The following is a 20946-nucleotide window of genomic DNA, read 5'->3' on the forward strand; positions in this document are numbered from 1 at the left end:
TGTTAATCATGTGTGAAGCATGAATCATTAACAGCCTTGTTGTTAATTTATTGTAAATTAACAATGCAACATAATTATCACAACAAAAAGACATAGATAAAAAACCAGTATTTTATTTAACAAAACCACCTTATCAATTTTTTATAATCCTAATTGATTAGAGTAGCCAATTTGTTGCTATTTCACATAACAAATTTTTATCATAGTTAATTGATTGTTGTCTTTATGAGCGCCGAACTGTAAATCCGTTACTTATTGTTTCTCTGGTAATAATCACAAAAAGAAATAGATACCTTCGGTATCGTCAGAGAGAACAAGAATTTTCAAAAGAATTTATATATGGCATTGATACTTCCCGATCTGTATTCAATGATTCGCTCAACGATTGAAAATCAAGAGAAATTGTTATAACAGGGATACAAAACAACAAAACGGAATTATAGCCAGGCGTTAGAAAACAATGGATATTCTCGGATACACGCTACCTTGTCTAAAAAATATTAACTCTCTGCTTTACAAAGGATTCCCCATGAAGAAAGCAACACATGTGATTGGCGTTGATACGATTGTACTCTCCTCTATCTATGGATATAGCGATATCGACTCATCAAGCATGAACTGAGTGGTATTCAGCTCCATATGAACAGCAACCTTGTGGTAAACATGATTTCGCCGTTGGAATCAAGGTTGTTCTGCAACATCTAACAGATTGCTTCAATCTGCCTGTTTTGGCTGTGTAATATTATTAATTTAACCATTTGAATATGATGATATTGTAAGATATCAGAAATTTAATTATCTGGAGATACGTGTTTACGACTACTAAACATTAAAGTAATAGTTGATAATTCAGTAGTACATCGAGTGTTATAACCAATTATATTAAAAAAGTTTTTTATACAATCGCATTGTAAAGAAGCACCAGCTACTTATAAAGCCAAAAAAAATATATATATTAATTCATACTGAAATAATATTTTCGACCGTAGTTCACGTTTGAAATGATTAATGACCTGCGCCTCTCACGCAGGTCAAATCAGGAAACTGTGTAACCGGCAAATAAAATGTTCGTAAACAGAGGGCATCATCAGTTGTCCACAAAATACAGCTGATTTACATTTTCGATTTTACACGTGCGATAGCCTCTTCATAAGAGGGCTTATTTTTTTCCGCATAAGCGAGTTGATAATGCTGCAATGCATCAGCGTTCTGTCCTGCAGTTTCATAAATTTTGGCAATGTTATAATAGGAGTTAGCGCGCGTTGTCGCCGCATTCGCTCCACTGGCTAACGAGATCGCTTTACGATTTGCCCAAATCGCTTCCGCTATGTTGCCATTTTTCTGATAAGCCAGACCCAGGTTACTAAATGCCTGTCCGTAATTGCCGTCTAATTCTGTTGCCTGTTGGAAGAGTTGAATGGCTTGCTCAAGTTGACCGGTTTTGTAAACAGCTTCGCCTTCACGATTATATTTTCTTGCCAGTTGAGTATCTCCACTGTTTTGCATCGCAGGTGAAGCTGGAGTTGAAGAGCTCGTCGCAGGCATTATCACAGTGGCTAAATCCCTGACGCCTAATATGGTGTCGTTAAAATTGGCGCTGGTAACAGAGTTGATATCTTCAAACTCGCCGTCTGGATTGTGTTTAAACACGGTCCAGATGTTCCCTTGTTCTCCAGCAGGGACACTATAACTACGCACCAGGGAGCTCGGCAGAACAATTTTCTTCATATATAAATCCTTTTACTGAATGGAGAAGAGATATTTCGCCGGGCATTATTGCGCAAGGGATGGGAAAAAAAGCAGCGGGAAAACTTTTCAGATTAGCGCCCGAATAAAAACAAAAAAGGCCATCATAAGATGGCCAACCATGTCGAAACCGACAGCCCTTCGCCATTCCTGTAGAGGGAAGCTGCGAGGGCTATTTCTTATTACAGATATTTATTTCAGAACAGTTTTCAGAGCTTCACCGATATCAGCCAGGCTGCGAACGGTTTTCACGCCTGCGGCTTCCAGAGCCGCGAATTTCTCATCCGCAGTCCCTTTCCCACCGGCAATGATGGCGCCAGCATGACCCATACGTTTGCCTTTCGGCGCAGTCACCCCAGCGATGTAGCCCACAACTGGCTTGGTAACGTGCTCTTTGATGTACGCAGCAGCTTCTTCTTCTGCGCTACCGCCGATCTCACCGATCATCACGATCGCTTCGGTCTGCGGATCTTTTTCGAACATTTCGAGAATGTCGATAAAGTTAGAGCCAGGGATCGGATCGCCGCCGATACCGACACAGGTCGACTGACCGAAACCGTAATCCGTGGTCTGTTTAACCGCTTCATAGGTCAGTGTACCGGAACGGGAAACGATACCCACTTTACCCGGTTTGTGAATGTGACCAGGCTGGATACCGATTTTGCATTCACCCGGGGTGATAACGCCTGGGCAGTTCGGGCCGATCATACGAACGCCTGCTTCGTCCAGTTTCACTTTCACAGTCAGCATATCCAGCGTCGGGATGCCTTCAGTGATGGTGATAATCAGTTTGATGCCTGCATCGATAGCTTCCAGAATGGAGTCTTTGCAAAACGGTGCTGGTACGTAGATAACAGAAGCGGTAGCGCCAGTGGCAGCAACGGCTTCACGCACGGTGTTGAACACCGGCAGGCCGAGGTGGGTGGTACCGCCTTTACCTGGGGTTACGCCGCCAACCATTTTGGTGCCGTATGCAATAGCCTGTTCTGAGTGGAAAGTCCCCTGGCTACCAGTAAAGCCCTGGCAGATAACCTTGGTGTTTTTATCAATTAAAATGGACATTATTTCCCCTCCACTGCGGCAACAACCTGCTGAGCTGCATCCGTCAGACCTTTTGCTGCAATAATATTCAGGCCACTGTCAGCCAGTTTCTTCGCGCCGAGTTCGGCGTTGTTACCTTCCAGACGTACCACGACCGGTACGTTAACACCCACTTCCGCTACCGCGCCGATGATACCGTCAGCGATCAGGTCGCAACGAACGATACCGCCGAAGATGTTAACCAGAACGGCTTTCACTTTGTCGTCAGAGAGGATGATTTTGAACGCTTCGGTTACACGTTCTTTGGTTGCGCCGCCGCCAACGTCAAGGAAGTTAGCCGGTTCACCGCCGTGCAGTTTAACGATGTCCATGGTGCCCATCGCCAGACCTGCGCCGTTAACCATACAACCGATGTTACCGTCCAGCGCAACGTAGTTCAGTTCCCACTGTGCAGCCTGCGCTTCACGTGGATCTTCCTGCGACTGGTCGCGCATTTCGCGCAGATCAGGCTGGCGGAACAGTGCGTTACCGTCAGCGCCCAGTTTGCCGTCGAGGCAGACAAGATCGCCCTGTTTGGTAATAACCAGCGGGTTGATTTCGATCAGCGCCAGATCGCGCTCAAGGAAAATGGTCGCCAGACCCATAAAGATTTTGGTGAACTGCTGAACCAGTTTACCTTCCAGACCCAGTTTGAACGCCAGCTCACGTCCCTGATACGGCATCGGGCCAGTCAGCGGATCAAGCGCAACTTTGTGGATCAGGTGCGGGGTTTCTTCCGCCACTTTTTCGATTTCCACGCCGCCTTCGGTGGAGGCCATAAAGACCACACGGCGGGAACTACGGTCAACAACGGCGCCGAGATACAGCTCTTTAGCGATATCGGTCGCCGCTTCAACCAGAATCTGGTTAACCGGTTGGCCATTGGCATCTGTTTGATACGTTACCAGACGCTTGCCCAGCCAGTTCTCTGCAAAAGCACGGATGTCTTCTTTGCTGTTTACAACTTTCACACCGCCCGCTTTACCACGGCCACCAGCGTGAACCTGACATTTCACTACCCACGGACCCGCACCGATTTTTGAAGCGGCTTCTTCTGCTTCGCGCGGAGTAGTACAGGCATAACCCACTGGCGCCGGTAAGCCATAGCGGGCAAAAAGTTGTTTTGCCTGATATTCATGTAAGTTCATGTGTTCTGTCCATCCTTTAGTAATCGTTATCTTTTAAACCGTAGACCGAATATGACGTATCGTTTCCGGGCATTGTCGGTCACCCGTAGGCCTGATAAGACGCGCCAGCGTCGCATCAGGCTTCAATTGCCGGAGAAGGCGATAAAGCCTTATCCGGTCTACAGTGCAGGTGAGGCTTAAACTACTACACGTCCAGCAGCAGACGCGTCGGATCTTCCAGCAACTCTTTGATCGTTACCAGGAAGCCCACGGATTCGCGACCATCGATCAGACGGTGATCGTAGGACAGCGCCAGGTACATCATCGGCAGGATCTCAACCTGACCATTCACCGCCATCGGACGATCTTTGATAGCGTGCATACCCAGAATTGCGCTCTGCGGCGGGTTGATGATAGGCGTAGACATCAGGGAACCGAACACACCACCGTTGGTGATGGTGAAGTTACCACCGGTCAGATCTTCAACCGTCAGCTTACCGTCACGGCCTTTAACAGCCAGCTCTTTGATTTTCTTCTCGATGTCTGCCATGCCGAGGGTATCGACATCACGCAGAACCGGCGTCACCAGACCGCGCGGCGTAGAAACCGCCATGCTGACGTCGAAATAGTTGTGGTAAACCACATCATCGCCATCGATAGACGCGTTCACTTCCGGGTAACGTTTCAGGGCTTCAACCACCGCTTTCACGTAGAAGGACATAAAGCCCAGACGGATGCCGTGACGTTTTTCAAATGCTTCACCGTACTGCTTACGCAGATCCATAATCGGCTTCATGTTGACTTCGTTGAACGTGGTCAACATGGCGGTGGAGTTTTTCGCTTCCAGCAGACGCTCTGCCACACGCTTACGCAGGCGAGTCATCGGGACACGTTTTTCGCTACGTGCAGCCAGTGCCGGTTGTGCCGCCGGAGCCGCAGCAGCCGGTGCAGAGTCTTTCGCCGGGGCTTTCGCCAGATGTTTTTCCACATCTTCACGGGTCAGACGCCCACCGACACCAGTGCCTTTAATCGCGCTAGCTTCGAGGTTGTGTTCAGCCAGCAGGCGACGGATCGCCGGGCTTAACGCGTCGTTGTTTTGCTCTTCCAGAGACGCCTGCTGGCGTTGCGCCGGAGTGGACGCTTTCTCTTCAGATTTGGCGCTGGTTTCTTTACCGGCGCTGTTGCCTTCACGCAGGCGACCGAGGATCTGACGAGACGTTACGGTTGTACCTTCATCTTCCAGAACCGCATCCAGAATGCCGTCTGCTGATGCCGGTACTTCCAGTACCACTTTGTCAGTTTCGATTTCTACCAGCACTTCATCGCGAACAACCGCGTCGCCCGGTTTTTTGTGCCAGGTTGCGACGGTGGCATCTGCTACGGATTCAGGCAGGTCAGGGACCAGAATATCTACGCTACTCATTGTGTATCCTTTATTTATTCGACGTTCAGCGCGTCATTAACCAGATCTTGTTGCTGTTTCTGGTGAACGGACATATACCCTACCGCCGGAGAGGCGGAGGCCGGGCGGCCTGCATAACGCAGAGAAGCCCCAAACGGAATCACTTCACGGAAATGATGCTGGCTGCAGTACCATGCGCCCTGGTTGAGCGGCTCTTCCTGGCACCAGACAAAATCCTTGACGTGAGCAAACTGCTGCAACACTTCCTGCATCGCTTTATGCGGGAACGGGTAGAGTTGCTCGATACGCACGATCGCGACATCTTTTTGATTATTCTTACGGCGTTGTTCCAGCAGGTCGTAATAAACCTTACCAGAACACATCACTACGCGCTTCACGCCCTTCGGATCAAGCTCGTCGATTTCACCGATGGCAGGCAGGAAGGTGCCGTTCGCCAGTTCTTCGAGGCTGGAGACCGCCAGCGGATGACGCAGCAGCGATTTCGGCGACATCACGACCAGCGGACGACGCATCCCGCGCAGCGCCTGACGACGCAGCATGTGGTAAACCTGTGCCGGGGTAGACGGTACGCAAACCTGCATGTTTTGCTCAGCGCAAAGTTGCAGATAACGTTCCAGACGCGCGGAGGAGTGCTCTGGCCCCTGCCCTTCGTAACCGTGCGGCAGCAGCATCACCAGGCCACACATCCGGCCCCATTTCTGTTCGCCAGAAGAGATAAACTGGTCGATAACCACCTGCGCACCATTGGCGAAGTCACCGAACTGCGCTTCCCAGATGGTCAGGGTGCGTGGTTCTGCGGTGGCATAACCGTATTCAAACGCCAGTACCGCTTCTTCAGATAGTACGGAGTCCCAGACGCGGAACGCGCCCTGGCCGTTATGGATATGTTGCAGCGGCGTGTAAGTGGAACCGTTGGACTGGTTGTGGATCACCGCGTGGCGGTGGAAGAAAGTACCGCGACCGGAGTCTTCACCCGACAGGCGAACCGGAATGCCTTCGTCAACCAGCGTGGCGTAAGCGAGGTTTTCCGCACCACCCCAGTCGAACAGTTTCTCACCGGCTGCCATTGCCTGGCGATCGCCATAAATCTTGGCAACGCGAGACTGCATTTCAACCGCTTCCGGCACCGTGCTGATGCGTTTAGCCAGCTCCTGCAGGCGCTTCATCTCAACTTTGTTCGGGTACTCTTCGTCCCATTCGTGGTTGAGGTACGGCGACCAGGTGAAAGAGTGCATGTTCATCGGACGCCACTCTGCCACCACGCAATCGCCAGCATCCAGCGCATCGCGGTACAGGTTAACCATCTCGGTGGCATCTTCCAGCGTCGCCACTTTTTCCTGCTCCAGCTTGTCAGCGTAGATTTTGCGCGGCGTTGGATGTTTTTTGATTTTCTGATACATCAGCGGCTGGGTTGCGCTCGGCTCGTCGGCTTCGTTGTGGCCGTGACGGCGGTAGCATACCAGGTCGATGAAGACATCACGTTTAAAGGTGTTACGGAAATCGAGCGCCAGACGGGTCACAAAGGCAACGGCTTCCGGATCATCCGCGTTTACGTGGAAAATCGGTGCCTGAACCATCTTACCGATATCAGTACAGTACGGCGTCGAACGAGCATCCAGCGGGTTAGAGGTGGTGAAGCCAACCTGGTTGTTGATAACGATACGTACCGTACCGCCAACTTCATAACCGCGCGCTTTCGACATGTTCAGGGTTTCCTGAACCACGCCCTGTCCGGTCACTGCGGCGTCACCGTGGATGGTGATTGGCAGGACTTTATTACTGCTCGGCTCATCAAGTCTGTCCAGACGGGCACGAACAGAACCGATAACTACCGGGCTTACAATCTCAAGGTGAGACGGGTTAAATGCCAGTGCCAGGTGCACCAGGCCGCCATCGGTCTGGAAGTCAGACGAGAAGCCCATGTGGTATTTCACGTCACCCGTGCCGAGGTGTTCTTTATGTTTACCGGCAAACTCGTCGAACAAGTCTTGCGGTTTTTTACCCAGCACGTTCACCAGCACGTTCAGACGACCACGGTGCGCCATCCCGAGAACCACTTCACGGGTGCCGCTGTTGCCCGCGTGGCGGATCATCTCTTTAAGCATCGGGATTAACGCGTCGCCGCCTTCCAGCGAGAAGCGTTTTGCGCCAGGGAATTTTGCGCCAAGGTAACGTTCAAGGCCTTCAGCGGCGGTCAGTTCGCTTAAGAAGCGTTTTTTCTCTTCGCTATTGAACGTCGCGCGACCAGACTCGATACGCTGTTGGATCCAGCGTTTTTCTTCGGTGCTGGTTATGTGCATATACTCGGCGCCAATCGGGCCACAGTAGGTTTGCTTGAGAGCTTCCAGCAGCTCGCCGAGTTTCATGGTCTCTTTGCCGCTGGCAAATGAACCGACGTTGAAGGTCTCCTGAAAGTCTGCTTCGGTCAGATCGTGGAAAGACGGATCCAGATCGGCCACTTTATCTTGCTGCCACAGTCCCAGCGGATCGAGATTCGCATGTTGGTGACCACGGAAGCGGTATGCGTTAATGAGCTGCAGGACTTTAACCTGCTTCACATTGGTGTCAGGGTCGGAGATCGTTGAAGAGTAACGTGAAGCGTCTTTCGCCAGGCGGCGGAAATATTCACGCGTTTGAGAATGGAATTGATCCGGTTTGACTCCCGTACCAGGTAACTGCTGGAACGTCGAACGCCAGTTAGCGTCAACCGAGTCAGGATCGGTTAAGAAGTCTTCATAGAGCTGTTCTATCCAGCTCTGGTTTGCGCCAGAGAGGTAAGAAGAGTCCAACCAGGCTTTCAAAGCGCTGTTCTGCATCGTGATCCCTTAAGCATCTTTTTTATGCTTACTTCGCCGTGGATACTACCACGCACAGTGATGTGCGTGCCGGGGTTCACTTGTTGCGGACTTGTCGTGTTTTCTGCGTCCGCTAAGGAACCTTTAAAAACTGTCTTAGTGTCAGGGGCAGTTTTTAAAGATTTCCTGCATTTCTTTTCCAGGCCGGATAAGGCGTTTACGCCACATCCGGCACTGGTTGCCTGATGCGACGCTTGCGCGTCTTATCAGGCCTGGTATTTATGCATTACGTTGCAACAACATCGACTTGATATGGCCGATGGCACGCGTCGGGTTCAGCCCTTTCGGACATACACTGACGCAGTTCATGATGCTGTGACAGCGGAATACACTGAATGCATCACTCAAACCGTCAAGGCGACTGTCAGTCTCGGTATCACGGCTATCAATCAGGAAACGATATGCCGCTAACAAGCCTGCAGGACCGATAAACTTATCGGGATTCCACCAGAAAGACGGACAAGAGGTTGAACAACATGCGCAGAGAATACATTCATACAGCCCGTCGAGTTTTTCACGTTGCTCTGGCATTTGTAAATGCTCACGAGCTGGTAGATTTTGTCCATTATTCAACAAGTAAGGCTTAATTTTCTCATATTGCGCATAGAATTGTCCCATGTCTACCACCAAATCGCGGATCACCGGTAAACCTGGCAACGGACGAATTACAATCTTCTTGCCCGGCTGGTTGAGTGCCGAAATCGGGGTAATACAGGCCAGACCATTCTTGCCATTCATGTTCAGACCGTCGGAACCACACACACCTTCACGGCAGGAGCGACGGAACGACAGGCTGGGATCTTTCTCTTTCAGCTGAATAAGTGCATCCAGCAGCATCATGTCGCGACCTTCTTCCGCTTCCAGGGTGTAATCCTGCATACGCGGAGCATCATCAACATCCGGGTTATAGCGATAAATTGAAAACTCGAGTCTCATTTTCCTGTCTCCGCATTAGTAAGTACGAATCTTCGGCGGGAATGCCGGGCGCAGTTTCGGTTCCATGTTGACGCTACGTCGCGTCATGGATTCCGACTCTGGCAGATACAGGGAGTGACACAGCCAGTTTTCATCATCACGATCCGGGAAGTCGAAGCGGCTATGCGCGCCACGGCTTTCAGTACGGAAGTTGGCAGAAACAGCCGTTGCATACGCCGTTTCCATCAGGTTATCCAGTTCCAGGCATTCAACGCGCTGGGTGTTGAACTCGCTGGAAGTGTCATCCAGACGGGCATTTTTCAGACGCTCGCGGATCACTTTCAACTGCTCAAGCCCTTTCGCCATCGCATCACCTTCACGGAATACCGAGAAGTTATGCTGCATACATTCTTGCAGTGCTTTACGGATCGCCACCGGATCTTCACCGTTACGGTTGTTATTCCAGCGGTTCAGACGCTCCAGAGACGCTTCTACATCAGACTCGCTGGCATCGCGCAGTGCGCCCTGCTCGGCGATAGACTCTTGCAGATGCAGACCTGCCGCGCGACCAAATACCACCAGATCCAGCAGCGAGTTGCCGCCAAGGCGGTTAGCACCGTGTACCGATACGCAAGCAATTTCCCCCACCGCGAACAGGCCAGGGATCACCACATCTTCGCCCTTCTCATTCACTGTCAGCGCCTGACCGGTCACTTTGGTCGGAATACCGCCCATCATGTAGTGACAGGTTGGGATAACCGGAATCGGTTCTTTAACCGGATCAACGTGAGCGAAGGTACGGGAGAGTTCCAGGATACCCGGCAAGCGGGATTCGAGAACTTCTTTACCCAGGTGGTCGAGTTTCAGTTTTGCGTGTGGTCCCCACGGACCATCACAACCGCGACCTTCACGGATTTCGATCATGATGGAGCGCGCCACCACATCACGACCCGCCAGGTCTTTGGCGTTCGGCGCATAACGCTCCATAAAGCGTTCGCCATGTTTGTTCAGCAGGTAACCGCCTTCACCACGGCAACCTTCGGTGACCAGTACACCCGCACCGGCAATACCCGTCGGGTGGAACTGCCACATTTCCATATCCTGCACCGGTACGCCTGCACGGATAGCCATGCCGACGCCGTCGCCGGTGTTAATGTGGGCGTTAGTGGTGGACTGATAAATACGCCCTGCCCCGCCGGTCGCCAGCACGGTCGCGCGGGCTTTGAAGTAAACCACTTCACCGGTTTCGATGCACAGTGCGGTACAACCGACCACTGCGCCATCCTGGTTTTTCACCAGATCCAGCGCATACCACTCGGAGAAAATGGTGGTATGGTTTTTCAGGTTCTGCTGATAAAGCGTGTGCAACAGTGCGTGACCGGTACGGTCAGCCGCTGCCGCTGTACGTGCCGCCTGCTCGCCGCCGAAGTTTTTCGACTGACCGCCAAACGGACGTTGATAGATACGACCATCATCAAGGCGCGAGAACGGCAGCCCCATGTGTTCCAGTTCCAGAATCGCTTCCGGCCCGGTTTTACACATATATTCAATCGCGTCCTGGTCACCGATATAGTCCGACCCTTTTACGGTGTCGTACATATGCCATTCCCAGTTATCTTCATGGGTATTACCCAGCGCAACGGTAATACCGCCCTGCGCAGACACGGTATGGGAACGGGTCGGGAAGACTTTAGAGAGCAGCGCACAGGTCTGGCCGCTCTGGGAAATTTGCAGCGCCGCGCGCATACCTGCGCCACCAGCACCAATCACAACTGCATCAAATTCTCTGACTGGCAATTTCATTACACACCCCACACCACAACGAATCCATAAATCACGTAAACCACCAGTGCAACGACAATCACCAGTTGCAGCATCAGGCGCAAAGCCAGCGGTTTAACGTAGTCGGTCAACACCTGCCACATGCCGATCCAGGCGTGGATCAGGATGGAAAACAGCGCCAGCAGGGTGAACACTTTAGTGAACGCAGAGGCAAAGAAACCGATCCAGACTTCATATGTCAGTTCGCCACTGGTAGCGAAAAAACCGACCATATAAATGATGTAGAGCGTCAGGACGATAGCAGTAGCGCGAACGAGGATGAAATCATGTACGCCATTGCGTCCTAATGCGGAGGCGTTGCTTACCATACGAGGACTCCTGCAAGAATTGAAAGCACGACAGTAATGACAAAGGAGATTTTGGCGGAACGTTTACCCGCTTCGAATGTTTCTTCCAGATAGCCAAAATCCATCATCATGTGGCGAATACCTACGACGACGTGATACGCCAGAGCGGTAAGGATGCCCCACATGATAAATTTGACGAAGAAGCTGCCCATAATGGCGGAAGCTTGCTCGAAACCTTCAGGGGAAGAGAGGCTAGTACCCAGAAGCCACAGCAGGATGCCCACTGCAACAAAGGTGATCACACCGGAAACGCGATGGAGAATGGACGCTATCGCCGTGACGGGGAACCGGATGGTCTGTAGGTCCAGATTAACAGGTCTTTGTTTTTTCACATTTCTTATCATGAATAACGCCCACATGCTGTTCTTATTATTCCCTGGGGACTACGGGTACAGAGGATAACTTTCTGTTACCTGGAGACGTCGGGATTTCCTTCCTCCGGTCTGCTTGCGGGTCAGACAGCGTCCTTTCTATAACTGCGCGTCATGCAAAACACTGCTTCCAGATGCGAAAACGACACGTTACAACGCTGGGTGGCTCGGGATTGCAGGGTGTTCCGGAGACCTGGCGGCAGTATAGGCCGTTCACAAAATCATTACAATTAACCTACATATGCTTTGTCGGGTTTTATCCAGAACAGTGATCTGAGTCACGATAACAACATTTATTTAATTTTTAACCATCTCATTTGACAATCATTCAACAAAGTTGTTACAAACATCATCAGGAAAAGCATATAATGCGTAAAAGTTATGGGGTCACTATTTCACCTAAGATTAACTTATGTAACAGTGTGGAAGTATTGACCAATCCATCCAGGACAGTTATTAGTGATAGACAGGTTTAATAATTCGGATTGCTAAGTGCTTGATTCGCCGTTTATTCGTCATCAATGAATCCTTTACCTGCAAGCGCCCAGAGCTCTGTACCCAGGTTTTCCCCTCTTTCGCAGAGCGGCGAGCCAAATAACAAACGGGTAAAGCCAGGTTGATGTGCGAAGGCAAATTTAAGTTCCGGCAGTCTTACGCAATAAGGCGCTAAGGAGACCTTAAATGGCTGATACAAAAGCAAAACTCACCCTCAACGGGGATACAGCTGTTGAACTGGATGTGCTGAAAGGCACGCTGGGTCAAGATGTTATTGATATCCGTACTCTCGGTTCAAAAGGTGTGTTCACCTTTGACCCAGGCTTCACTTCAACCGCATCCTGCGAATCTAAAATTACTTTTATTGATGGTGATGAAGGTATTTTGCTGCATCGAGGTTTCCCGATCGATCAGCTGGCGACCGATTCTAACTACCTGGAAGTCTGTTACATTCTGCTGAATGGTGAAAAACCGACCCAGGAACAGTATGACGAGTTTAAAACTACAGTTACCCGTCATACGATGATCCACGAACAGATTACCCGTCTGTTCCACGCCTTCCGTCGCGACTCTCATCCGATGGCGGTCATGTGCGGTATTACCGGCGCGCTGGCAGCGTTTTATCACGACTCACTTGACGTCAATAATCCACGTCATCGTGAAATCGCCGCGTTCCGTCTGCTGTCGAAAATGCCAACCATGGCTGCAATGTGTTACAAATACTCCATCGGTCAGCCATTTGTTTACCCGCGCAATGACCTTTCTTACGCTGGCAACTTCCTGCACATGATGTTCTCCACGCCATGCGAACCGTATGAAGTCAATCCAATTCTGGAACGTGCAATGGATCGTATTCTGATCCTGCACGCTGACCACGAACAGAACGCGTCTACCTCTACCGTGCGTACCGCTGGCTCTTCGGGTGCAAACCCGTTTGCTTGTATCGCAGCAGGTATTGCTTCGCTGTGGGGGCCAGCTCACGGTGGTGCTAACGAAGCTGCGCTGAAAATGCTGGAAGAAATCAGCTCCGTTAAACACATTCCGGAATTTGTTCGTCGTGCGAAAGATAAGAATGACTCTTTCCGCCTGATGGGCTTCGGTCACCGCGTGTACAAAAATTACGACCCGCGCGCCACCGTAATGCGTGAAACCTGCCATGAAGTCCTGAAAGAGCTGGGCACCAAAGATGACCTGCTGGAAGTGGCAATGGAGCTGGAAAACATCGCGCTGAACGACCCGTACTTTATCGAGAAAAAACTGTACCCGAACGTCGATTTCTACTCCGGTATCATCCTGAAAGCGATGGGTATTCCGTCTTCCATGTTCACCGTCATTTTCGCAATGGCACGTACGGTTGGCTGGATCGCCCACTGGAGCGAAATGCACAGTGACGGCATGAAAATTGCCCGTCCGCGTCAGCTGTATACTGGCTATGAAAAACGTGACTTTAAAAGCGATATCAAACGTTAATCGGTGATGACTAAGTAGTAAATTCATTTAACCCGCCCTTTTTATATGGCGGGTTATTTTTTGTTGGATAAAACACTAAAAATTGTAAAAATAAAATTAAAAAACAAACAGCGAACAAAAAACAAGCTGCTTACATAGCAATCAATATAATATCTTTTTAGAAATGATTGCTTTCTCCATCTTGCTTATAACCTTCTGAATATTATGCACATCCATTGTTCACTTCTATTTTTAATAGCTAAATCAATTCACATCACAAATTAATTACTTTCATATTTAGTAAAGCTAAATCTATTTTTAAGTAAAACTAAAAACACTCCACACGCAAAATCAGATAATCTGGCTGAGCTATACTATTTTTCTATTTCCTTAAAGGATTCTGTTATGTTTAAAGGACAAAAAACATTGGCCGCATTGGCCGTATCTCTGCTGTTCACTGCGCCTGTTTATGCTGCCGATGAAGGCTCTGGTGAAATTCATTTTAAAGGTGAGATTATTGAAGCACCTTGTGAAATTCATCCTGAAGATGTTGATAAAAATATTGACCTTGGACAAGTTACAACAACCCATATAAATCGGGATCATCACAGCAATAAAGTGGCCGTCGACATTCGCTTAATAAACTGTGATCTGCCAAGTTCTGATAACGGTAGCGGTTCGCCGATATCCAAAGTTGCCGTAACCTTCGACGGTTCGGCTAAAACGACCGGGGCAACACCTCTGTTGAGCAATACCAGTGCTGGCGAAGCAACAGGTGTCGGCGTAAGACTGATGGACAAAAATGACACAAACATCGTATTGGGTACAGCTGCACCAGACCTCGATCTGGATTCAAGCTCAACAGAACAAACGCTGAACTTCTTTGCCTGGATGGAACAAATTGACAATGCAGTCAATGTCACGGCTGGTGCCGTAACCGCTAACGCGACCTACGTTCTGGATTATAAATAAGCATAATTATGGCGGCGACGTAGCCGCCTTTCTGCAAATATTTATCAGGTATGGACACCGTGAATATTTATCGACTCTCTTTTATTTCCTGCCTGACGATGGTAATGCCGTCTGCGCTGGCGGTCGAATTTAACCTGAGCGTCCTCGACAAATCGATGCGTGATAGCATTGATATTTCATTATTAAAAGACAAAGGGGTGATTGCCCCCGGTGAATATTTTGTTAGCATTACCGTTAATAATAACCAAATAAGTAACGGGCAAAAAATTAGCTGGCAAAAAAGCGGTGATAAAACCATTCCGTGCATTGATGAATCACTGGTGGATAAATTCGGTTTAAAACCAGACTTCCGTCAATCATTAGTACAGATAAATCAGTGTATTGATTTTAGTTCGCATCCAGAAATACTCTTCAGTTTCGATCAAGCCAATCAGCAACTCAATATCACCATTCCGCAAGCGTGGCTGGCATGGCACTCAGAAAACTGGATGCCGCCATCAACATGGAAAGAAGGTGTAGCTGGCGTCCTGATGGATTACAACCTGTTTGCCAGCAACTACCGTCCACAGGGCAGTAGCAGCAACACCAACCTGAACGCTTACGGTACTGCCGGTATTAACATAGGTACATGGCGCTTACGCAGCGATTACCAGTTGAGCCGTTCCGAAAGCGACGATGCCCATGACCAGAGCGGCGGAATATCACGTACTTATCTTTTTCGCCCACTACCGCAATTAGGTTCGAAATTAACCCTGGGCGAAACTGATTTCAGTTCCAATATTTTCGACGGTTTTTCTTATACCGGTGCGGCACTGACCAGCGATGACCGGATGTTGCCCTGGGAATTGCGCGGTTACGCCCCACAAATTAGTGGTATCGCGCAAACCAACGCCACCGTCACCGTAAGTCATTCGGGGCGAGTTATTTACCAGAAAAAAGTCCCGCCAGGCCCGTTTATCATTGATGACATCAATCAGTCTGTCCAGGGTACGCTGGATGTCAAAGTGACGGAAGACGATGGGCGTGTGAACAACTTTCAGGTTTCGGCCGCCTCGACGCCCTTCCTGACGCGCCAGGGTCAGGTTCGCTATAAACTTGCTGTTGGTCAGCCGCGAACCTCAATGTCTCATCAAACTGAAAATGAAACCTTTTTTAGCAATGAAATGTCCTGGGGGATGCTCTCGAATACCTCGTTATATGGCGGTTTGCTACTCTCCGGAAATGACTATCATTCTGGCGCAATAGGCATCGGGCAAAATATGCTCTGGCTGGGGGCATTGTCATTTGATGTCACCTGGGCCAATAGCCAATTTGATACCCAGCAGGACGAGCGAGGCTTAAGCTACCGTTTCAATTACAGCAAACAAGTGGACGCCACAAATAGTACGATTTCACTCGCTGCTTATCGCTTCTCCGATCGTCATTTTCACAGCTACGCCAACTATCTGGATCACAAATACAACGACAACGATGCACAAGACGAAAAACAAACGATCAGCTTATCAGTAGGCCAACCGATAACCCCTCTGAACCTCAACCTGTACGCAAACCTGTTACATCAGACCTGGTGGAACGCAAATACCTCCACGACCGCCAACATAACGGCAGGTTTTAATATTGATATCGGTGAGTGGAAAGATATATCAGTTTCGACGTCATTCAACACAACCCACTACGAAGACAAAGATCGCGACAACCAGATTTACCTGTCGATTTCATTACCTGTCGGTAACGGTGGTCGAGTCGGCTATGACATGCAAAACAGTAGTAACAGCACCACACACCGCATGTCGTGGAACGATACGCTGGATGAACGTAATAACTGGGGCATGTCTGCCGGGCTGCAATCCGACCGTCCGGACAATGGCGCCCAGGTGAGTGGTAACTATCAACACCTGAGTTCAGCCGGCGAATGGGATTTGTCTGGCACTTATGCCGCCAATGATTACAGCTCTGTCAGCAGTAGCTGGAGCGGTTCCTTTACCGCCACTCAATATGGCGCAGCCTTCCATCGCCGCAGTTCAACCAACGAGCCACGGCTGATGGTCAGCACCGACGGCGTGGCAAATATTCCGGTTCAGGGTAACCTCGACTACACCAACCATTTTGGTATTGCGGTAGTGCCGCTAATTTCCAGTTACCAACCTTCCACCGTGGCAGTCAACATGAATGATTTACCTGATGGCGTAACGGTTGCTGAAAATATCATCAAAGAAACGTGGATTGAAGGCGCTATTGGTTACAAATCGCTGGCTTCCCGTTCTGGTAAAGACGTTAACATTATTATTCGCGACGCCAGCGGTCACTATCCCCCTCTCGGTGCCGATATTCAGCAGAATGGCAGCGGAATCAGTGTAGGTATGGTTAGCGAGGAAGGCCATGCCTGGCTTGGTGGAGTAGCTGAAAACCAGCAATTTACCGTGCTCTGGGGTGACAAACAAAGTTGCATTATTCATCTGCCAGAACGTCTGGAAGATACGACCAAACGCCTGATTTTACCTTGTCATTAATTAAGGAAAAGAGAATGACATTTATTAAAGGATTGCCCCTGATTCTGTTAGCCGTCAGCCTGGGTAGCCACGCTGCCGTGCAACCCGATCGCACACGAGTTGTGTTTAACGCCAACGACAAAGCCACCAGCCTGCGCATAGAAAACCAGAGTGACAAACTGCCTTACCTTGCTTATTCCTGGATAGAAAATGATAAAGGGGAGAAAAGTGACGATCTTCTGGTCGCTCTGCCACCAATACAGCGCCTGGAACCAAAAGCAACATCGCAGGTGCGGATTGTAAAGCAAGCGTCAACCACACAATTGCCCGGCGATCGTGAAACGCTGTTCTACTATAACATGCGCGAAATTCCGCCAGCACCGGATAAAAGCAGCGACCATGCGATACTTCAGGTCGCGATCCAAAGCCGTATCAAGTTGTTCTGGCGACCTGCGGCATTGCGCAAGAAAACAGGTGAACACGTAGAGCTACAGTTACAGGTTAGTCAGCAGGGCAACCAACTTACCCTGAAAAACCCTACCGCCTATTACCTGACGATTGCCTATCTTGGGCAAAATGATAAAGGTGTGATCCCCGGTTTTAAATCGCTGATGATTGCCCCTTTTAGCACCATCATAACTCATACAGGAAGCTATAACGGTAATCAATTTTACCTGGGTTACATGGATGATTACGGCGCATTACGGATGAATACTCTGAACTGTAACGGACAATGTCGTTTACAGGCGGTGGAGGCGAAGAAATGAGTACTGGCAAGGGATTGTTGTTCGTTATCTGTCTGTTATTTCTGCCGTTGAAGTCTGCGCTGGCGCTGAACTGCTATTTTGGCTCATCTGGCGGATCTGTAGAAAAATCAGAAGCTATTCAACCCTTTGCTGTGCCGGGCAATGCTAAACCTGGCGATAAAATCTGGGAATCTGACGATATTAAAATTCCCGTCTATTGTGACAACAATACTAACGGCAACTTTGAAAGCGAGCATGTTTATGCCTGGGTAAACCCCTACCCCGGAATGCAGGATCGCTATTATCAACTTGGCGTAACATATAACGGCGTTGATTACGATGCCAGTCTCGGGAAAAGTCGAATCGACACCAACCAGTGTATCGACAGCAAGAAAATTGGTATCTACACACCAGAGCAGATCATTGCTATGGGGTGGCAAAATAAGATTTGTTCCGGCGATCCCAGCAATATTCATATGTCGCGTACATTTCTCGCGCGTATGCGGCTCTATGTTAAAGTTCGTGAAATGCCGCCGCATGATTATCAAAGTACGCTGAGCGACTATATTGTGGTGCAATTTGATGGCGCTGGCAGTGTTAATGAAGATCCTTCCGCCCAAAACCTGAAATATCACATTACCGGTCTGGAAAACATCCGTGTACTGGATTGCAGCGTTAACTTTTCTATTTCGCCTGAAACACAGGTGATTGATTTTGGTAAATTTAACGTACTGGATATTCGCCGTCACACGATGTCGAAAAATTTTAGTATTAAGACGACGAAATCACAAAATGACCAGTGCACCGACGGATTTAAAGTCAGTTCCTCCTTTTATACCGAAGAAACGTTGGTTGAAGAAGATAAAGCATTGTTGATTGGTAATGGCCTTAAACTACGTTTACTGGATGAAAACGCCTCGCCCTATACTTTCAACAAATACAGCGAATATGCCGATTTCACCAGCGACATGTTAGTTTATGAAAAAAACTTTACCGCCGAATTGTCATCCATGCCAGGCACCCCCATCGAGGCTGGTCCCTTCGATACAGTAGTGCTTTTTAAGATTAACTATAACTGAGTTACCATGATGCCCTTTGCAGCCAGAAAGGGCATCTCTTTCAGATAATTGCTTATTTTCCCCTTTTCCTTGATTACCGTTATTTTTTCCAGGCCCGGCTTTCTTTATGCTGTATCGATACACCAAAGAGAAAATAATGAGGGAGCGAAGGATGCCAGTCTTGCAGTGGGGCATGTTATGTGTGTTATCACTTCTCCTTTCTATTGGTTTCCTCGCGGTACATCTCCCGGCGGCACTATTACTTGGGCCGATGATCGCCGGGATCATCTTCAGTATGCGTGGAATGACTCTGCAACTCCCTCGCTCCGCTTTTCTTGCTGCGCAGGCCATTCTTGGCTGCATGATTGCGCAAAACCTCACTGGCTCGATCCTCACTACTCTGGCCGTTAACTGGCCAATTGTGTTAGCCATTTTACTGGTGACGCTGCTTTCCAGCGCCATCGTGGGCTGGTTATTGGTGCGCTATAGCTCGCTACCGGGTAATACCGGCGCCTGGGGTTCTTCTCCTGGCGGCGCAGCGGCAATGGTCGCTATGGCGCAGGATTACGGCGCAGATATCCGTCTGGTGGCGTTTATGCAATATTTGCGAGTACTGTTTGTCGCAGGTGCGGCAGTTCTGGTTACGCGGATGATGCTGGGCGATAACGCTGAAGCGGTTAACCAGCAAATCGTCTGGTTCCCGCCAGTGAGCATTAATCTCCTGCTTACGATTTTGCTCGCGGTCGTTGCCGGTACGGCGGGATGCCTGCTACGTCTTCCTTCCGGCACGATGCTCATCCCGATGCTGGCGGGCGCAGTGCTCCAGTCTGGTCAGCTCATCACCATCGAACTACCAGAATGGCTGCTGGCGATGGCGTATATGGCAATTGGCTGGCGAATTGGTCTGGGCTTCGATAAGCAAATCTTACTGCGAGCACTACGCCCGCTACCGCAAATCCTGCTGTCGATTTTTGCTCTACTGGCTATTTGTGCGGGTATGGCGTGGGGGCTGACCCGGTTTATGCATATTGATTTTATGACCGCCTACCTCGCCACCAGCCCTGGCGGACTTGATACGGTGGCGGTCATCGCCGCAGGGAGCAATGCCGATATGGCGCTCATTATGGCGATGCAAACCCTGCGCTTGTTCAGTATTTTGCTGACGGGGCCAGCCATTGCACGGTTTATTTCAACCTATGCGCCGAAACGTTCTGCCTAATGCTGGCAGCCAGGGCACCAGTAAAACGGGCGCGATGACAGCGTGGTTTTCTCAATGATGCCGCCACAGCGTTCGCACGGTTCGCCATCACGATGAAAAACCTTAAAGCGAAACAGCGCGCCATGATGTTTATTCTCATCCACCTGCCCCCGCGTAGCGTAAGAAAGACGCGGAATATCCAGTAGCGCGTGCGCGAGTGCATCCAGTTGCGCCTCGTTGAGCTCTTTCGCTTTATGACTTCCGGTCAATCCGACCTGCCAGAGGATCTCCACCCGCAGATAATTGCCAAGCCCTGCCAGAAACGCCTGATCGAGCAGTAATCCGGCAAACTGCCGGTTACGAAAGCGCGGCGATAATAACCGTTCTTTCACCACCTCCGGCGTCAGATTCGGATCCAGCACATCGGGGCCAACGCGTTGTAAAAACGGATGTGTGGTCAGCTGTTCCGGCGTCAACATCTCAATATCCGAGGCGCTATAAAGCAGAATGGTTTTGTCGGCAGTTTGCAGTTTTACCCGCAACACCCGCGTGGTCTGCGGCTCTTCGCCGGTATCGACCACGCGCCAGACGCCGTAAAGCTGATTATGGCTATAGAGCGTTAAGCCATCCGAAAAATGGGTCAGCAACGCTTTGCCGCGCGTTTCCACCCGGGTGACGTGTTGACCAATAAGTTGTGATTGATAAGGTTTTAACTGCGGGAAGGCAAACCAGACATCAGTTAGAGGTTTGCCTTTGATCGCCGCCTCCAGGTTATCCGCTGCGCGGCGGATCTCCGGGCCTTCAGGCATGGTGATATCCTTTTTTCGTTCTTT

Annotated in this window: 16 protein-coding genes and 1 pseudogene; 7 read left to right on the forward strand and 10 right to left on the reverse strand. The window is 49.7% G+C overall.

What is annotated here, in order from left to right:
• Nucleotides 1–1113: 1113 nt before the first annotated feature.
• The 9 genes and pseudogenes from HEM79_RS20915 to sdhC form a co-directional block, all read right to left on the reverse strand.
• Nucleotides 1114–1719, reverse strand: a pseudogene (locus HEM79_RS20915) (tetratricopeptide repeat protein); the annotation flags it as partial.
• 219 nt (nucleotides 1720–1938) lie between these two features.
• Nucleotides 1939–2808, reverse strand: a complete 870-nt coding sequence (sucD, locus tag HEM79_RS20920; protein ID WP_000025458.1) for a succinate--CoA ligase subunit alpha — start codon at nucleotides 2806–2808, stop codon at nucleotides 1939–1941.
• Nucleotides 2808–3974 (reverse strand): ADP-forming succinate--CoA ligase subunit beta, encoded by a 1167-nt coding sequence (gene sucC / locus HEM79_RS20925; RefSeq protein WP_001048608.1) that lies wholly within the window; start codon nucleotides 3972–3974, stop codon nucleotides 2808–2810. The genes sucD and sucC overlap by 1 nt, the downstream gene beginning before the upstream one ends.
• Before the next feature lie 184 nt (nucleotides 3975–4158).
• A complete protein-coding gene (gene odhB / locus HEM79_RS20930; RefSeq protein ID WP_176242734.1) occupies nucleotides 4159–5376 on the reverse strand; it encodes a 2-oxoglutarate dehydrogenase complex dihydrolipoyllysine-residue succinyltransferase in 1218 nt (405 codons plus the stop codon).
• 14 nt (nucleotides 5377–5390) lie between these two features.
• Nucleotides 5391–8192: a 2-oxoglutarate dehydrogenase E1 component gene (sucA, locus tag HEM79_RS20935; protein ID WP_176242732.1), complete on the reverse strand. Its 2802-nt coding sequence runs from the start codon at nucleotides 8190–8192 to the stop codon at nucleotides 5391–5393.
• Nucleotides 8193–8450: 258 nt separating this feature from the next.
• Nucleotides 8451–9167, reverse strand: a complete 717-nt coding sequence (sdhB, locus tag HEM79_RS20940; RefSeq protein ID WP_001235258.1) for a succinate dehydrogenase iron-sulfur subunit SdhB — start codon at nucleotides 9165–9167, stop codon at nucleotides 8451–8453.
• A gap of 15 nt (nucleotides 9168–9182) precedes the next feature.
• The gene (gene sdhA, locus HEM79_RS20945; protein ID WP_021550461.1) at nucleotides 9183–10949 is read right to left on the reverse strand and encodes a succinate dehydrogenase flavoprotein subunit; all 1767 of its coding nucleotides are present in this window, start codon (nucleotides 10947–10949) and stop codon (nucleotides 9183–9185) included.
• Entirely contained in the window at nucleotides 10949–11296 is a 348-nt protein-coding gene (sdhD, locus tag HEM79_RS20950) for a succinate dehydrogenase membrane anchor subunit (RefSeq protein ID WP_000254365.1), read from the reverse strand. Before sdhD ends, sdhA begins: the two co-directional genes overlap by 1 nt.
• On the reverse strand, nucleotides 11290–11694 hold the full coding sequence (gene sdhC, locus HEM79_RS20955; protein ID WP_000263354.1) for a succinate dehydrogenase cytochrome b556 subunit: 405 nt from the start codon (nucleotides 11692–11694) through the stop codon (nucleotides 11290–11292). The genes sdhD and sdhC overlap by 7 nt, the downstream gene beginning before the upstream one ends.
• 380 nt (nucleotides 11695–12074) lie before the next feature.
• Between sdhC and HEM79_RS20960 the strand changes: the two genes are divergently transcribed.
• The 7 genes from HEM79_RS20960 to HEM79_RS20990 all read left to right on the forward strand — a co-directional run bounded on the left by HEM79_RS20960 (nucleotide 12075) and on the right by HEM79_RS20990 (nucleotide 20134).
• Nucleotides 12075–12182: a hypothetical protein gene (locus HEM79_RS20960; RefSeq protein ID WP_122983127.1), complete on the forward strand. Its 108-nt coding sequence runs from the start codon at nucleotides 12075–12077 to the stop codon at nucleotides 12180–12182.
• Between the two features lie 205 nt (nucleotides 12183–12387).
• A complete protein-coding gene (gene gltA / locus HEM79_RS20965) occupies nucleotides 12388–13671 on the forward strand; it encodes a citrate synthase (protein WP_000785828.1) in 1284 nt (427 codons plus the stop codon).
• Nucleotides 13672–14055: 384 nt separating this feature from the next.
• Nucleotides 14056–14622, forward strand: coding sequence for a fimbrial protein (locus HEM79_RS20970; protein ID WP_176242731.1), 567 nt, complete (start codon nucleotides 14056–14058; stop codon nucleotides 14620–14622).
• A 50-nt stretch (nucleotides 14623–14672) separates the two neighbouring features.
• Nucleotides 14673–17132 carry a fimbria/pilus outer membrane usher protein gene (locus HEM79_RS20975; protein WP_176242729.1) on the forward strand — a complete coding sequence of 820 codons (2460 nt, stop codon included), beginning with the start codon at nucleotides 14673–14675 and terminating at the stop codon, nucleotides 17130–17132.
• A 14-nt stretch (nucleotides 17133–17146) separates the two neighbouring features.
• Nucleotides 17147–17878 carry a fimbrial biogenesis chaperone gene (locus HEM79_RS20980; protein ID WP_176242727.1) on the forward strand — a complete coding sequence of 244 codons (732 nt, stop codon included), beginning with the start codon at nucleotides 17147–17149 and terminating at the stop codon, nucleotides 17876–17878.
• Complete coding sequence (locus HEM79_RS20985; RefSeq protein WP_176242725.1) at nucleotides 17875–18936, forward strand: fimbrial protein; 1062 nt, start codon at nucleotides 17875–17877, stop codon at nucleotides 18934–18936. Before HEM79_RS20980 ends, HEM79_RS20985 begins: the two co-directional genes overlap by 4 nt.
• Nucleotides 18937–19087: 151 nt before the next feature.
• Nucleotides 19088–20134, forward strand: a complete 1047-nt coding sequence (locus HEM79_RS20990; RefSeq protein ID WP_176242723.1) for an AbrB family transcriptional regulator — start codon at nucleotides 19088–19090, stop codon at nucleotides 20132–20134.
• Here HEM79_RS20990 and nei read toward each other — a convergent pair.
• Nucleotides 20131–20922: an endonuclease VIII gene (gene nei, locus HEM79_RS20995; protein WP_176242721.1), complete on the reverse strand. Its 792-nt coding sequence runs from the start codon at nucleotides 20920–20922 to the stop codon at nucleotides 20131–20133. The two genes, HEM79_RS20990 and nei, sit on opposite strands and share 4 nt — an antisense overlap.
• Between the last annotated feature and the right edge of the window lie 24 nt (nucleotides 20923–20946).

This window comes from Escherichia sp. 93.0816 (assembly GCF_013368855.2).
GTDB lineage: Bacteria > Pseudomonadota > Gammaproteobacteria > Enterobacterales > Enterobacteriaceae > Escherichia > Escherichia ruysiae.

What these genes read in the sequence shown, in the direction of transcription:
- HEM79_RS20970 (WP_176242731.1), top strand. Translation starts at nt 14,056, where the DNA reads ATGTTTAAAGGACAAAAAACATTGGCCGCATTGGCCGTATCTCTGCTG.
- sdhA (WP_021550461.1), bottom strand. Translation starts at nt 10,949, where the DNA reads ATGAAATTGCCAGTCAGAGAATTTGATGCAGTTGTGATTGGTGCTGGT.
- HEM79_RS20975 (WP_176242729.1), top strand. Translation starts at nt 14,673, where the DNA reads ATGGACACCGTGAATATTTATCGACTCTCTTTTATTTCCTGCCTGACG.
- odhB (WP_176242734.1), bottom strand. Translation starts at nt 5,376, where the DNA reads ATGAGTAGCGTAGATATTCTGGTCCCTGACCTGCCTGAATCCGTAGCA.
- HEM79_RS20990 (WP_176242723.1), top strand. Translation starts at nt 19,088, where the DNA reads ATGCCAGTCTTGCAGTGGGGCATGTTATGTGTGTTATCACTTCTCCTT.
- nei (WP_176242721.1), bottom strand. Translation starts at nt 20,922, where the DNA reads ATGCCTGAAGGCCCGGAGATCCGCCGCGCAGCGGATAACCTGGAGGCG.
- gltA (WP_000785828.1), top strand. Translation starts at nt 12,388, where the DNA reads ATGGCTGATACAAAAGCAAAACTCACCCTCAACGGGGATACAGCTGTT.
- HEM79_RS20960 (WP_122983127.1), top strand. Translation starts at nt 12,075, where the DNA reads ATGCGTAAAAGTTATGGGGTCACTATTTCACCTAAGATTAACTTATGT.
- sdhC (WP_000263354.1), bottom strand. Translation starts at nt 11,694, where the DNA reads ATGTGGGCGTTATTCATGATAAGAAATGTGAAAAAACAAAGACCTGTT.
- sdhD (WP_000254365.1), bottom strand. Translation starts at nt 11,296, where the DNA reads ATGGTAAGCAACGCCTCCGCATTAGGACGCAATGGCGTACATGATTTC.
- HEM79_RS20980 (WP_176242727.1), top strand. Translation starts at nt 17,147, where the DNA reads ATGACATTTATTAAAGGATTGCCCCTGATTCTGTTAGCCGTCAGCCTG.
- sdhB (WP_001235258.1), bottom strand. Translation starts at nt 9,167, where the DNA reads ATGAGACTCGAGTTTTCAATTTATCGCTATAACCCGGATGTTGATGAT.
- HEM79_RS20985 (WP_176242725.1), top strand. Translation starts at nt 17,875, where the DNA reads ATGAGTACTGGCAAGGGATTGTTGTTCGTTATCTGTCTGTTATTTCTG.
- sucC (WP_001048608.1), bottom strand. Translation starts at nt 3,974, where the DNA reads ATGAACTTACATGAATATCAGGCAAAACAACTTTTTGCCCGCTATGGC.
- sucA (WP_176242732.1), bottom strand. Translation starts at nt 8,192, where the DNA reads ATGCAGAACAGCGCTTTGAAAGCCTGGTTGGACTCTTCTTACCTCTCT.
- sucD (WP_000025458.1), bottom strand. Translation starts at nt 2,808, where the DNA reads ATGTCCATTTTAATTGATAAAAACACCAAGGTTATCTGCCAGGGCTTT.